This is a genomic window from Endozoicomonas sp. 2B-B (assembly GCF_053470045.1).
In genome coordinates, this window is sequence record NZ_JBLZMU010000001.1 from 4,840,661 (window position 1) to 4,857,454 (window position 16,794).

Here is a 16,794-nt window from a genome sequence, read left to right on the forward strand (position 1 = left end):
TGCTCTGAGGTAGTAGAATGACAAGAGTCCGCCCCAATGCCTTGAGCCTGACAGTGGCCGCTGCAATCAGCTCTTCCATCTCTGTTACGGACGCACTGGCCGATCGCAGGCTGCAGATAAAATCTATCGATATTCCGGGCAATGAACAGGTGGAGTTCGTCCAGAGCGAGGTCATCGTTAAGCCAACTTTAGGTCATGACCAGCAGCCGTTACCCAAATCCTTTACAACCACCTACCCTGATCAGACTCAGATCCGAAGGGGCTATAAGGTTCCTTCCGAAGGCTTCACAGATGTTCTCTCAGGTATCAGCGGTGGCGTTTCCAGCGTTGACCTGTTTACAACAGACAACAACAACGCTGCTCAGAAATACACCAAAGTCCTGAAGGTCGGTGATGAAGGGGTCTTCAGGTTCACCCATAACCTTGCAGGAGAGAAACTGGTCATTGAGGTAAGGGAGGGAATGACTCATCAGGATTCAATTACGGCTGTTCGTGCTCAATCAGATGACCTCCCATCATTGGAACCGTTAACAAAAATCGCCAGCCCCTCACACCTGGCCGGAGTGCTCAAGGGTGCGTACGAAAGAGCAGGCAACCTTGGCAAGGCTGATCACTATGTTGACCTGGTCACCATTGATGTGGACGAATTTGAAGTGAACGGGCGCACCTTCATGCGTCTTATCGCTGCAGGTGATCAACCTCCGGAACTGCAGCGCCTGGGGCAGTCGATCTTTGTCAATGATGAGGTTCTTTTAGCTGCAGCCACCTCTGCCTATACCCAGGTTCATATTCTTGGGAAACATTTACAACAGGATATTCTGGAGGATTTGCTGTCATACCAGCAGCCCGTCGGCTATGTTGTCCATGCTGAGGACAACACACAGGTATACTCTGTGCCTGAGGGTTATCTGAAACTGGAGGTGACTGAAGCTACGGCGGACAGGATTGTTTTCCGTGGTCAGAAGCAAAATCCGGCTGATGTCGCTTTTGTGGAATGTCTCTATAACCTCTGTGAACAATCTGACGCTAATGACAATGACAATGACAAAATTGCACGGGTTAAAAAAGACAAGGTCAAAAGCTACCAGTACGCCATTCGAAGTACGCAGATGGCGCTGCTTGAGGAATTTGCTGACAATTTAGCTATACAACAGGATGCTGAACTGGACCAGGATAAACTTGCGATACTTGCATACTATGAATCTATACAGCAGGTATTAACCATTGTTAGTCAGGATGCAACCGATGAATTCGAATTGACAGCAGGACAGATCGTAGTCACGACATCGGTCATCACGCCGGGCTGGATGCTGGTTCAACTCGAAAAAATCTTCAGCTTTAAACCCCTACTCAGAGACCTCCTGAACAGTCGGCATTTTTTTCTCAATGTTCAAAGAGGTACAGACATTCTCAACGAACTGCTGATGAGGGGCTTTGCCCTTGTCGAAGACACAAACTTAGTTAAAAAAGTCATTGCTAACATGGTCCGTAAGGACCTTGAGTTGGACAACACGCAGGCAGAGCTGCAGGCAAAAATCAAAGCCCACTATGCAACCATTGCCGCACATTTAAACATTCAGAATTTTGATAGCAATGCAGATGTTGATGCTCAGCAAGAAAGACTGCTTGAAGAAATCAATACATTGAATGCTCAAAAGCAACGCCTGCTTCAGGAAGTTCAGACAATGCACGATCAAGAGTTTGCTGAGGATTCTTACACCAGGGTCAAAACCAGCGCTCTCACTACGGTCCCTGGCACTGACAGCCCACCAGGCACACCCGATGACACTGCCCTGGAAGCAATGTTATATACCAAACACTTCAGGCTTAAGGCACTGGAAGAAGCGCTGGAAGACATCAGAACACCGGGCCACCCGAAAGCCTGGCCTGAAGTACTTGAGAAGCTGAGTGCCTTAGAAAAAGTCCTTCACCGGGGTGACCCTGATCAAGACGACGATGTGTATCTCCGTCGCCAGGACATTTCTAAAGGCATACAGGAATACATCAGAAATACCAGACGGCTGGCTGAGAAAAGGGCCCGGAACATACTGGAAGTCGTAGAAAAAGAACTCAACCTCAAAGTCAGCGAAGAGGATGACAAAGCAACAAGACTCAACAGAGTTTTTATAATACTTAACAGTGATCTTCTCTCAGATGAGATACTGGATAAGATAGAGAATGAGATAAGTGACATCTCGTGGGCCTGGGGGTGGGTCTATAAACTCGAAGCCACTGAACAACAGACCGACCGGCTGGAAGCCTCAGAAAAAACACTCAACATCAAATTCAATAAAGAGAATGACAAAGCAGCAAGACCTGCCCGGATTTATACAATACCTGACGGCGATGATAGCTATGAAAATGCCCTGGATCAGATACATCAAACCTTCTGTAAAGAAGACAGCACAATTCTGGACGAGAGCAGTCTCAAACTCACCAAGATTCGTGCGATTCTCAACTATAAAATCGACGATTCGTACCTGGATATGCAAATCAGAAAACAACAGACAGGTTTGCTTGGAGCTATAGAGAACGAGCTGAGCATCTACCCTGATGACAACGATGCGGCTAAAGAGAGAGGCAAGGCTTTCACTGTCAAACTGGCCAAAGAGCTTGATGTCGCCTTTGATCAGGATGACGACCTGTCTGATCAGAAGGCTACCCTGAGAACCAAAATTCAGGAATTAATCGAAAAATTAGCGGCACTCTATGATGATGAAGCTGCCAGAAGAGTCTGGAACAATGAAATAGCTCATCAACTCAACATCCGGGATTATAAAGAAGATGCCACTATCGACGACCAGAACCGTCTGATTGGAAAAAAACTCCAAAAGCTGGATAAAGAAGTTTTCAATGTCGATCAGCCTGACGTTAATGAGCGTATTGTAGCCATCGAGAATGAGCTTGACCGGCAAATGGCTCGTCTGGGGCCCAGGCCCCGATACGTTCTTGATCGTGAGCTGGCTCAGGCCAGACAGGCAATACAAAAAGCTGAAAGTGAGCTCGAGACTGCTAATCAAAGACTGAATGCTATTAGTAACAAACAAGTGGCAGCGGATCTTGATGCCACTGAAGAAGCTGAGGGGCTTACACCTGACTCCACTCAGACCTGTGAAGACCGGATTAATGCCCTGAGAAACAGACAGGTACAACTGGGCGGACATGATGGAACTGGCGGCAAGATCCAGCAACTGAATCGGGAAAGGGCCCAACTGACAGCTGAGATAGCAAACAGGAAAGTCGACATTGAAAGAATGAAGGAAGTCCTGAAGACTGCAGAGAAAGCCGTCGAAAATGACGGCGGCCCCTTCCAGTACACGCCGAAGCAGGTAAAACTTCTGAGCGATATGCAAAACTACATGAAACACCACTCTATCAATAAACAAGCTCTGGAAGCTGCAATAGGTCTGACAGAATTAGCCCTGGAAAACGGTAAGGCAAGCCCCTCGCTTGTGGATTTCGATTTTGACAATGAATTTGCACCGGTTCGCCTGAGGGCAATGGTCGGAGACGGCCTGACGTTTGCCCGGGCCAGTCGGATAGTGAAAGTCTTCAAGAGCCTGATGACGAACTGCGCGCACCTGCCTCCCGGGCGAATAGCATTTATGCCTATGATTGCCCTGCTAGAAGTTCAGCTGCTGGTGAACTGGGTCAGGGGTGAGCTGCAAACCGGGGCTCAACAATACGACGAAGCCATTCACAGCATGGGCAAAACAGCCATTCACTACGTCGAGTATGAGACAGAGGACCTGAAAAGCTTCTCGGAATACTTCGCCAGCCATTCTGCCAGTGGTAACAAGATCATAACTCTGCTGCGTGAAGGATTGATCAGCAAGGTTGAACTTGAGAACTACATGAAGGCCGTCAGAGACGTCGATGGTCATCAGACAGTGGCTGACTTTGAACACTTTCTTGGCTACAAACACGGGGTCAATGTGCCTGACTTCAAAGCCGATGTCCGGATGCTGTCCGAGAAGGGTGTTGAGGAATTCATGCAAAGTGCCTTTACGCCCGTGACCGTCACTGCGTCTGGCCCGGCAGGTATGAAAGAATCTGTTGACGGCATGAAAGAGTACGCTGCCGCTGTCATCGCCAACTATGTTCTTGACGATATTGCCTTTGACAATGGCCACAGGACGGCAGCCTTCCTGACCCATCTCCAGGATACCCTGACGCCTTATGCCAATGCTGTCGGCCTGTCTGAATCAGACCTGCTCAAGGCTATCCATAACACATTAATGCAGGCTCATATCGCAGCGGTTGAGCAGCAGCTCAATGATCACTGGGTCAAACCTTCAGCCTTCCTGGTACAGGCTGTCACCTGGTACTACTCCAGTTACAAACCCCTGCTGGCGACCCACAGCGCCTGGCAGGCTGCCGATCTGTCGCTGTCAAACATGGCGTTTCTCTATCTTCTGGATCTGACCAACCGGGGTGATTACCTGCACAGAATACTCACACCTTTCCGGCACTGGCTGGAAAACTGCGGTGATGATCCTGACAGAACCGGGCAATATACCTACCACACTGGCATTGAACAAATCTCTGAAGTGGGCGGGCTGACCATGCCATTGGGCAAGGCCGCTTCTGCAGTCATTCTACTCAGAACCGGCTCCATGTTGTTTGCCAGACAGTACCACGCCAATCCTCAGATGTATCGCAGCATTTCCCGCCTGGTGCCCGAAATAGTGAAATCCATGGGTTCCGGGCAGGGGGTTCAGGTACCGCTGCTGCACAGGGTAACACCACAAAAAGTGAAAACTCTGGCCTCGGCCACAGCCGGTCTGGTGCTGGGTCCGGTAGCCACTGTCGGAGCATACGCTCATGGTCTTATATCAGGGTTTACCTACGCTCAAACCTTCGGATTCGCTCTGGCATCCAGCCTCACTTTCGACTTTTTCATGAACGACAACAAACTGCTTACTCAGTGGTTGGGTGGGCCTCTGGGTCGCAGTCTTGACAAGATTAATCGCTGGATTGGTGTGGGTGAAACACAAGATGAATATGTGAAACGTACAACTGTTGCCACACCTCAACGCTTCAGTGAAAACGATGATGACTACTCAAGCCGTGTTAAAGCAAACAACACGATGTATGGCTGGACTCGACACGAACATTATCTGCAGTTCCGTGAACGCCGGGATCGCACTATGAAACTGTTTGAGAATGGCTGGGAGAAATACTTCAGGGAAAATGTACCGAAATGGTCGTTTTCCCATGCAAAAAGTATTCCTTACTCCTACACTCTGGGTGCCTTTTATAAGTTGCAACAGGGCGATAATCAGAAAGTTCACGGTCCTGATAAGAGCAATGCCCCTCAATCAGGATTTCAATCTGCAACCATGACCCACTGACAGCCATAAGTAATTAAAAGCTGCTTCCCGCCGGGTGTGGCCATCGCTTTTCATAGTCATAAAAGTACTCAGCTCTGAGGTAGTAGAATGACAAATGCTCGCCCGAATGCATTACGCCTTGCGGTGGCCGTTGCAATCTGCTCTTCCATCCTTGGCACACAGGCTGTGACAGATCGCAAACTGCAGACTAAATCTATCGATATTCGTTGCAGTGGACAAGTGGAATTTACCCAGAGTGAAGTCATAGTTCAGCCAACGTTAGGCGATGACCAGCAGCCAGTACCCAACTCCTTTACAACCACCTACCCTGATCAGACAGTCAAAAAGAGTTCTTTCGCTCATACCAGGGGCTTTACTAACGCTCTTGCTGGTGTTGATGGTGGCGTTTCCAGTGTTGAGCTGTTTGAAACAGGTGAGAAGGACGTTGCTGTGAAATACACCAAAGTCCTGAAGGTGGCAGATGAGGGTGTTTTCAGGTTCACTCATAACCTTGAAGAAAAGGAACTGGTCATTGAAATCAGAGGCGGAATGACCGATCAGGATTCAGTTGCGGCTGTTCGTGATCAATTAGTTGGCATTCAATCACTGGAACCGTTAACGAAAGTCGCCAGCCCCCGACAACTGGCTGGAGTACTGAAAGCTGCCAGTAACAGAGCAGGAAACCTCGGAACAAGTGACCACTATGTAGCCCTTGCCACCATTGAAACAGAAAAAGTTGAAGTGAATGGACGTACCTTCATGAGCCTTATCGCTTCAAGCGAACAGCCCCCTGAACTGCAACGTCTGGGTCAATCACTCTTTGTCAATGATGAGGCTCTCCTGGCAGCAGCCACCTCTGCCTATATTCAGGTTCATATCCTGGGACAAGATGTACAACAGCAGGCTCTTAATGAGCTATTGGCATACAGCAAACCCGTCGGATATGTTGTCAATGTCGAGGATGACAAACAGGTTTATCCTGTGCCTGCGGGTTATCCAATACTGAAAGTAAAGGAAGCTCCGGGAGAGATTATTGTTTTCTATGGTCAGATGCAGAATCCCCATGATATTGCTTTTGTAGAGAGCCTCCATAAACGCTGGTTAGAAATTAAGAGCCCCGCCCCGGCATTAACAACACAAGTTAAAAAAGATAATTTCAAAAGCTACCTGTACATCATTCGAAGCAGGCAGATGGAACTGCTGGAGAAGTTTATTGCGCGGCTCGATTCCGGCGTTAACACGGATCAACCAACGACCATTTCAATTGAAGATAAAATGTCGACGTTTGCGCTTTTATATTATGAATCTCTGCAACAGGCATTGAACACTGTCATTACAAATAGAGCACATGGAACAGACGAAGTTGAGTTCACGCTGAAACACATCAGAATCGTTTCGTCAGTCATCACGCCGACCTGGATGCATAATCAACTGGTAAAAAACTTCGGTTTCCAACCCGTATTCAGGAACCTTCTGATTAACGCGCAATTTATGCAGAACATTCATAATGTGATACCCACTATCAGCAATATCAACCAGGCGCAGATCGATACTTCTGAGGGAAACGAAAAGTTTGCTTCCAAAGTCATGAGCGATATGATGACCAGACAGCTGCTTGAGTTTTACAACAATCTGGCGAAGCTGCGGGCAAAAGAGGCTAAACTCGGCGAGCTAAATGAAAAATTACTTCGCGCAAATGAACAAGTCAAAGAAACAATGGCTATTGCTGTTCATAGTGGTCAGGAAAAGCTGAGAGAAAAGCACCGTTTTGACGACAGGCTTGAACTGCTCAGAATACGGCTGAAACATCTGGAAAATCAGAATCAGATAATTCGGCGTGAAGTCAGTCAAGTTATATGGCTGAAACAAGAGGCTGATGTTGCCAAAACAGAAGGAGAAGAAGCCAGAGTCAACATAAAAGAATTTTATGAACTGCTGCAGGCAGTGGTAACGTCATCCGGGACAAGAGAAGAGTCAAATATAGACGTCGTAAAAGCAAAACTGACCACCATTGAAGACCAGCTCGGTATTACTCCGGTCAATGAAAACGATCTGTTTGAGCGCTTTAAGTCCATTCAAAAGCATCTGCAAGAAAAAGCAGAATCATACGCTGTGTTGGACCAGCACAGAGCTGAACAGATCAGTCAGGACCCCGTCAACGAAGCTGATCTGGAAGCCCCTGACCAAGCCATTCAACAACACCCTGCAGAAGAAGAAGCTCAGGTCGCCCAACAACATTTTCAGCAACGAAGCTTCAGAACAGATACTACAAGAGAAGCTGAAATCAAATCCCAGCATGCGACCATTGCCGCACGTTTGCACATTCAGGATTTTGACAAGGATGCGGATGTTTTCGTTCAACATGAAAGCCTGATTCAAAAAATCAAGACGATGAATGATGAAAAAGCACGTCTGCGTCAACAACTTGAGACAATGAATGCTGAGCAGGAACAGCCGCCTCAGAGAGTTCAGAGAAGCAGCGATCATCGCAACATCTATAACTCTGGCGATGAAGATGTTCTGGTAGCTACTCTTGGTGTTGAGCTGAATGATAACACCACAGCTGAAGAACTCGATGCCATGGAACGGGCACTAAATATGACGCTCTACGAGCTTACAAGGCTGAAAAAAATAATGGATCGAACACTGGCTCCCAAAACCAGGCCAGAAATACTCAGCTTACTGAAAAAAGTGGAAAGAGTCCTTGAGGACGACCGCCTCAATGATGAGGACGACGTTTATCTTCATCGCCAGATCATCTCCGAAGGCATTCAGAAATACATCATAGCAGCCAGAGAACGCCTGGAGGAAAACGCCCTGAAGGTACTGGAAGCCTCAGAAAAATTATTCAACATCGACAGCAATGAAGGTGATGACAAAGCAGCAAGACTTGAGAGGATTCATAAAAGACTTGATGGCGATGATATCTCAGCTTACGACCTGGATGAGATGGATAAGATCCTCTGGGGGAATTACGGCACAACCCGGGATGACCAGAGAGGAAGGGATTTCAGACTCAAATCGATCCATCCGCGCCTCAGGTCTCTGGTTGAGGTATCGGAAGAGCGAGTCAACGAATTACAGTCATCTTATCTTGCGAACGTAGAATGGGAGCTGGAGATCGACCCTCGCAGAAGCGTTGCCGCTATAGAAAAAAGCAAAGCTTTTACTACTAAACTGGCCAATGATCTGCAGGTAGAGTTTGAAAAAGATATCAGCCTGTCTGAGAAGCAGCAAATTCTGAAAACCGTAGCCTGGGAATTATTGGCTGTAGTACGCGGAAGCTATGAAGATGAAAGTATCAAAAGAGAATTAAACAATGAAATAGCCCGTCGATTCAACATTGAGGGCTATCAGAATGATGCCACTATTGACGAACAGGTCCGTCTACTTATAGATAAACTCATACGGGTCGGTTCTGAGATTTACAAAGCAGGCCAGCTTGATGTTAGTGGGCGTATCCAAGCCATCGAGGATGAGCTTGACAGGCAAATGGCTCCCCTGGGACCAAAACCCCGGTACGCTCTTGATCGTGAGCTGGCTACAGCCAGGCGGGCACTGCAAGAAGCTGAAAGTGAGCAGGAGGCTGCCCGTCAAAAGCTATTGGGTCTGGCTACAGGTGATGAACAAACCCTCAGCGAGCGAGTAAACGACATCGAACACTTCCTGCAGGGACTTAGTGCAGAAAGGCAGGATGAAGTCCTTGAGAGAGCCACAAAAGTTCTGAACATCCAGATAACAGGTGAGCACGGTTTGCTGGAAGAAGCCGAATACTTTACTGCCAATAAAGCCTATACAAACATTCATGGTCAGGAGGAACCCCACGCATTTGAGGGTGAACTGCCTTTGACCAGGAAAAAGTACAATCAGCTCACAAAAAAAGCTGCGGATCTTAAGCCAGAACCCACCGACACTCATGAACAACGGGTTGATGCCCTGAGAAACAAACAGGTTCAACCGGGCGGTCATGATGATACTGGCGGCAAGATCCAGCAACTGCTTCAGGAGCGGACCCGACTGGAAGGTGAGATTGAAACCAGGGAAGCAGGCATTGAGAGGATGAAGCTGGTCCTGGATGCTGCAGAGCAAGCTGTAAAAAATGACGGAGGTCCCTTCCAGTACACACCGAGACAGGCAATAGTCAGGGAAGAGATGGACGCCTTTGTTCAGCAGCACTCTCTCAAAAAACAAGCTCTGGAAGTCACGCTGGGTCTGGCAGAATTGGCAGTAGAAAGCGGTAACACAATCTCCTGCCTTCCTGGTTTGGATTTTGACGATGAATTTGCATCGATTCGCATGCAGGCAATGGTCGGAGACACACTGACGTTTAAACAGGCCAGTCTGGTTGCGGAGGTTTTCAAGAGACTCAGAAAGACCTTTCCGGAACCCCCTTTCGAGCCTCCAGAAGGTCTGCCTCGGAGCAACCTGAAAAAAATCCTCAGGCTTGTGCACAAAGCCAGGAATGAGATGAAAAAAGGGGCACTTCAATACGACGACGAAATTCGCAGCATGGGCAAAACAGCCATTCACTTCGTCGAGCATGAATCAGGGGACCTGAAAAGCTTCCCGGAATACTTCGCTAGCCGTTCTGCCAGTGGTAACAAGATCATCGCTTTGCTGCGTGAAGATCTGGTCAGCAAGATTGAACTTGAGAATTACATAAAAGTCTTCAGAGATGTCGACGGTTATCAGACAGTAGATCAATTTGAACATTTCCTTGGCTACAAACACGGCGTCAATGTGCCTCATTTCAAAGCTGTTGTAAGGATGCTGTCTGACAAGGGTGTTGAGGAATTCATCCAGAGAGCCTTTGCACCAGTGTCCGTGACTGCAACTGGCCCGACAGCTATGAAGGAGTCCATTGTCGGCATGAAAGAGTATGGAGCTGCGGTCATTGCCAACTTCGTTCTTGACGATATTGCCTTTGACAATGGCCACAGGACGGCAGCCTTTCTGACCAATGTTCAGGATACCCTGACACCTTATACCGTCGCTGCCGGACTCTCTGAATCAGAACTGATCAGGGCTATCCATGGCACATTGATGCAGGCTCATGCTGCAGTGGTTGAGTATCAGCTCAATGCATACTGGGTCAAGCCTTCAGCCTTTCTGGCACAGGCTGTCACCTGGTACTTCTCCAGTTACAAACCTCTGCTGACGGCCCATACCGCCGCACAGGCTGCCGGGCTTTCCCTCACCAACATGTCATTTCTCTATCTCCTGGATCTGACCAACAGGGGTGATTATCTACACAGAATGCTCACACCTTTCCAGCACTGGCTGGAACGCTTTGGTCCTGATCCTGACCGAACCCGGCAATATGCCTACCACAGGGGAATTGAAAAAGTTTCTGAAGTGGGCGGGCTGGCCATGCCATTGGGTAAAGCCGCTTCCTCCGTCATTCTGCTGAGAACCGGCTGCATGTTGTTTGCCAGACAGTACAACGCCAATCCTCAGATGTATCGCAGCATTTCCCGTCTGCTGCCCGAAATGGTGAAATCCATGGGTTCCGGGCAAGGGATTCAGGTACCGCTGCTGCACCGGGCGACACCACAAAAAGTGAAAACGCTGGCCTCGGCCACAGCCGGTCTGGTGCTGGGTCCGGTAGCCACCGCCGGAGCATACGCCCATGGCCTTATATCTGGGTTTACCTATGCCCAAAGCTTCGGATTCGCTCTGGCATCGGGTCTCACTTTCGACTTCTTCATGAACGACAACAAGCTGCTCACTCAATGGCTGGGTGGGCCTCTGGGTCGTAATCTTGACAAGATGAATCGCTGGATTGGTGCGGGTGAAAAGCAAGATGAATATCTAAAACGTACAACTATTGCCACACCTCAAGGTTTCAGTGAAAACGATGAAGACTACTCAAGCCGTGTTAAGGCAAACAACACAATCTATGGCTGGACTCGACACGAACATTATCTGCAGTTTCGTGAACGTCGTGATCGCACCATGAAACTATTTGAGAATAGCTGGGAGAAATACTTCAGGGAAAATGTGCCGAAATGGTCGTTTTCCCATGCAGAAAGCATTCCTTACTCCTACACTCTGGGAGCCTTCTACAAATAACAAATGAAAACCCCTTAATCAGGCTTTCTACCCAGCTCTGAGGCATTAGAATGACAAATGCCCGTCCCAATGCATTAAGCCTCGCAGTGGCTGTTGCAATCAGCTCTGCCCTTATTGGTGCTCAGGCACTGGCCGATCGCAAGTTGCAGATAAAAGCTGCCGATATTCCGGGTAATGGACATGTGGAGATTACCCTGAGTGAGGTCAACGTCCAGCCAACATTAGGGAATGATCAGCAACCCATACCCAAATCCTTCACGACCACCTACCCTGCTCAGCCTCGTGACAGATTGAGCCATCACTTTAATTCTGTAGGCTTTTCGGAAGCTCTTGCTGATGCCGATGGTGACGTTTCCATTGTTGATGTGTTTGAAACAGGCAAAAATGGCGTTGCCCGAAAATACACCAAAGTCCTGAAAGTGGGTGATGAGGGACTCTTCAGGTTCACCCACAACCTTAAAGAAGAGAACCTGGTCATTGAAGTCAGAGGCAGAATGACCGATCAGGATTCCATTGAGGTGGTTCGCAGTCAATCATCTTGCAGCCTGTCATTAGAACCGCTGACGAAAATCGCCAGCTCCAGAGAACTGGCTGAGGTGCTGAACAGTGTCGATACCCTGAAAGGACAGCTCGGCGAAAGTGATCACTATGTTCCCCTTGCCACCGTTGAAGTAGAAAAAGTTGCAGTGGAAGGACGTACCTTCATGCGTCTTATCGCTGCAGGCGACCAGCCCCCTGACTTGCAACGTCTGGGTCAAACAGTCTTTGTCAATGATGATGTTCTCCTGGCAGCAGCCACCTCTGCCTATATCCGGGTTCATGTCCTGGGAGAGGAGTTACAACAGCAGGCGCTTAATGAACTCTTGGCACTCAGCAAACCCGTCGGGTTTGTTGTCCACGTCGAGGATGACAAACAGATTTTTCATGTGCCTCCGGGTTATTCAAGGCTGGAAGTTAAAGAAACTCCTGGAGAGGTTATTGTTTTTCATGGTCAGATGCAGGATCCGCAAGATGTCGTTTTTGTAGAAAGCCTCCATAACCTCTGGAAAGAAGCTGAGCTTAATAACCCCACGCCGGCGGAGGCAGCGGCAGCAGCAACAAAGGTTATGAAACATAAAGTCAAAAGCTACCAGTACGTCCTTCGAAGCAAACAGATGACAGTGCTGGAGGGGCTTATTGTGAGGTACCCTGGCACCAGCAAATACCCATCAACGATACTGGCAGACAAAGATAGACGGGAGATGCATGCGCTTTCATACTATGAATATCTCATGCAGGCATTGGCCAGTGCTAGTCCTGATGAAATGTATGGAAGCGATACATTTGAACTCACACTGGAACACATCAGAGTCGCTTCGTACGCCATCACGCCAACCTGGCAGCAGATTCAGCTGGCAAAACACTTCAGTTTCAAACCCGTACTGAGACATTTTCTGACTAAACAGCTTTATGTTCAGGGTATGCTGAATCTTGTACCCAATCTCGCTGAACCACTGACCAAAATGTTTCACGATGACCCGTTTATGGCCAAAATTCTGAGCGACATGGCCGGGCAGTTGGTTGAAAGGGAACTCCTGCTGGAAAAGCATCTGGCAACAGAAGGCAAACTCATTGAGCTTCGAGACCAGTTAAAGCTCAATCTGGCAACAGTAGGCAAACTCACTGAGGCTAGAGACCAGTTTAAGCTCAAAGCCGAGAAAGCTTTTACCGATAGCCATCAACTCAAGCAACGGTTTGAGGATGAGATTGCGCAGATGCGTAAAATGACGAAAACACTGCAAGACCAGTCACAGAAACTTCAGCGAGAACTTGCACGAATTTCAGAGCTGGAGCAAGAAGTTATTGATGCCGGAGAAAACGCCAGAAAGGCTTACAACGCTCAACTGGCAGAAGATCTTGGTATTGATAACCGGGATGATGACCAGCCAACAGAAGAACAATTCAGACTCATTAGACAGAAAATTCATGAAATCGGCACAGCGGCTGCCCAAGCAGGAACAGGCCATCCCAAAGCTATGCGTGAAGCCCTGGTCCTGAAGACAGTGAGTGACGTGGAAGAAGCTCTGGAATTAGAGATAGCTTTCCCCTGTAATAAAAAAGAGTTCGATATCTATCTCCGTCGCAGTGATATTTCTCAAGACATGGACAGACTTATCAGAAAAGCCAGACATCAGGCAGAGAAAGAAGCCCTGGATCTACTGGAATTCGCAGAACAAACACTCAACCTCAACGTCAACAAAGACGATGACAAAATGGCAAGATTCATCAGGGTTTTCAGGAAACTTGACACCGAAAATCACTCAGATGACATTCTGAATGATATAGACATTAGCCTTTGGACGTACAATGGCAAAGCTCGTGACGAGAGGGATATCAAACTCAGAAGAGTCCTTGCACATCTTCATTATAAAATCGAAGCCCCGGCTCCGAATAAGCTAGCCACAGAGCAACAGATCCAGCTGCTGGAAGCTGTAGAATCAATACTGACCCTCACATTGAATGAAGGGCACGGCAGAGCAGCAAGAGTGGCTCTGGTTCATAGCATACTTGAGGGCGGTGATCCCTCAGAGGAGACTCTGGATCTGATAGATCAAACCCTCTGGAAACAAGACAGCGCAGTGCTGGACGAGAGGGCTCTCAAACTCAGGAAGCTCGGTGCGAGTCTGGCCTATAAAGTTGAAGATTGGTATCTGGATATACATAGCAATGAACAACAGAAAAAACTGCTTGCAGCCATAGAGCATAAGCTGAAAATCTTCTTCCGTCGTGAAAACCATGCTGCCAACAAAAGGGGCAAGGCCTTCACTGCCAGACTGGCCAGTGATCTGGATGTGGCATTTGAAGAAGATGCCTTCCTGCTTGAACAGAAGGATGCCCTGACAGGCAAAATTTGGGAATTAATTGATGAACTCAACGAAGTCTATCAGGATGAAAGTATCAAAAGAGCCAGGAACAATGAAATGGCCTGTCAGCTCGCTATTAAGGATTACAAAGAAGATGCCACTATCCGCGACCAGAACAGTTTGATTGAAGCAAAACTCCTGCAGCTGGATGAAGAAGTTTTCAAGGCGGGCAGCTCTACCGTTAATGAGCGTATCGCAGATATTGAAAATAAGCTTGACAGGTACATGGCTCTGTTCCCGAAACCCAAGCCCCGATACGCTCTTGACCGTGAGGCAGCCATAGCCAGGCGAAAAATAAAAGAAGCTGAAAGTGAACTGTTGGCGGCTAAGGAACAGGTCAGTCCTGAGGCTCAGGATGAAGGCAGTAAAGCAGACATTAAGAAAATGAAAACAGTCCTGAAGGCTGCCGAAAAAGCCGTCGAAGATGATGGCGGTCCCTTCCAGTACACGCCGATACAGGCAGAAATTCTCAACGATCTTCACATATTCGCGCAACAGCACCCTCTCAAACAACTGGCTCTGCAAGTCGCAAATGGCCTGGCAGAATTAGCATTAGAAAACGGTAAGGAAATACCCTACTTTCCAATTATCGATTTTGACGACGAATTTGCCCCCATTGGCTTGCGAGCAATGGTCGGGGACAAGCTGACGTTTGCACAGGCCAGTTGGGTTGTGGAAGTTTTCAAAAATCTGAAAACGACCTTTCCTGAACCTCCTTTCGAGCCTCCGGAAAACCATCTGCCTCTGAGTGTCACTTATAAAGTCCTGCGGCTGACTTGCGCGGCCAGTCACGGGATAGGAAGAGGGGCAAAAGAATACGACAACAGAATTCGCAGCATGGGCTCAGCAGGCATTGACTTTGTCGAGCATCTGCGAGGCGTTCTGAAAAGCTTCCCGGAATACTTCGCCAGCCATTCTGCCAGTGGCAACAAGATCATCGCTTTGCTGCGTGAAGGACTGATCAGCAAGGCTGAACTTGGGAACTACATGAAGGCCGTCAGAGGTGTCGACGGTTATCAGACAGTGGATGAATTTGAGCACTTTCTTGGCTACAAACAGGGTGTCAATGTGCCTCACTTCAAGAGTGCTGTCCGGATGCTGTCCGACAAGGGAGCTGAGGAATTCATGCAGAGTGCCTTTACTCCTGTGACCGTGACTGCGACCGACCCGGCAGCTATGAAAGAGTCGCTTGCCGGCATGAAAGAGTACGCAGCAGCGGTCATCGCCAACTATGTTCTTGACGATATTGCCTTTGACAATGGCCACAGGACGGCAGCCTTTCTGGCCAATGCTCAGGAGACCCTGACACCTTATGCCAATGCTGCCGGACTCTCTGAATCAGAACTGCTCAAGGCTGTCCATGGCACTTTGATGCAGGCGCATGCTGCAGTGGTTGAGTATCAGTTCAATGAATACTGGGGCAAACCTTCAGCCTTTCTCGTACAGGCCGTCACCTGGTATTACTCCAGCTACAAACCTCTGCTGGTGACCCACACTTCACTGCAGGCCGCCGAGCAGTCTCTCTTGAACATGTCGTTCCTCTATCTTCTGGATCTGACCAACCGGGGTGATTACCTGCACCGGATGCTCACACCTTTCCAGCACTGGTTGGAAGGCTACGGTGTTGATCCTGACCGAACCGGGCAATATGCCTACCACAGCGGAATTGAAAAAGTTTCTGAAGTGGGCGGGCTGGCCATGCCATTAGGTAAAGCCGCTTCCTCTGTCATTCTGCTGAGAACCGGCTCCATGCTGTTTGCCAGACAGTACAACGCCAACCCGCAGATGTATCGCAGCATTTCCCGTCTGGTGCCCGAAATAGTGAAATCCATGGGTTCCGGGCAAGGGGTTCAGGTACCGCTGCTGCACCGGGCGACACCACAAAAAGTGAAAACGCTGGCCTCGGCCACAGCCGGTCTGGTGCTGGGACCGGTAGCCACGTTCGGAGCGTACGCCCACGGCCTTATATCCGGATTTACTTATGCCCAAAGCTTCGGATTCGCTCTGGCGTCGGGTCTCACTTTCGACTTCTTGATGAACGACAACAAGCTGCTCACTCAATGGCTGGGTGGACCTCTGGGTCGCAGTCTTGACAAGATGAATCGCTGGATTGGTGCCGGTGAAACGCAAGATGAATATCTGAAACGTACGACGATTGCCACACCTCAAGGTTTCAGTGAAAACGATGAAGCCTACACAAACCGTGTTAAAGCAAACAACACAATGTATGGCTGGACTCGACACGAACATTATCTGCAGTTCCGTGAACGCCGTGATCGCACCATGAAACTATTTGACAATGGCTGGGAGAAATACTTCAGGGAAAATGTGCCGAAATGGTCGTTTTCCCATGCAGACAGTATTCCTTACTCCTACACTTTGGGAGCTTTTTACAAATGGCGACAGGGTGATGATAAAAAATCTCACGTTCATGATAAAAGAAGCGCCTCCCCAATCAGGCTTTCCAGCCAGCTCTGAGGCAGTAG

At 48.6% G+C, this 16,794-nt stretch carries 3 protein-coding genes; all 3 read left to right on the forward strand.

Annotation, left to right across the window (positions count from 1 at the left end):
• The first annotated feature begins 17 nt into the window (after positions 1-17).
• The 3 genes from ACOMHB_RS18690 to ACOMHB_RS18700 all read left to right on the forward strand — a co-directional run bounded on the left by ACOMHB_RS18690 (position 18) and on the right by ACOMHB_RS18700 (position 16,786).
• Complete coding sequence (locus ACOMHB_RS18690; protein ID WP_448217749.1) at positions 18-5,354, forward strand: coiled-coil domain-containing protein; 5,337 nt, start codon at positions 18-20, stop codon at positions 5,352-5,354.
• Positions 5,355-5,441: 87 nt separating this feature from the next.
• Positions 5,442-11,405: a coiled-coil domain-containing protein gene (locus ACOMHB_RS18695; RefSeq protein ID WP_448217750.1), complete on the forward strand. Its 5,964-nt coding sequence runs from the start codon at positions 5,442-5,444 to the stop codon at positions 11,403-11,405.
• A 50-nt stretch (positions 11,406-11,455) separates the two neighbouring features.
• Positions 11,456-16,786 carry a coiled-coil domain-containing protein gene (locus ACOMHB_RS18700; protein ID WP_448217751.1) on the forward strand — a complete coding sequence of 1,777 codons (5,331 nt, stop codon included), beginning with the start codon at positions 11,456-11,458 and terminating at the stop codon, positions 16,784-16,786.
• Positions 16,787-16,794: the final 8 nt, after the last annotated feature.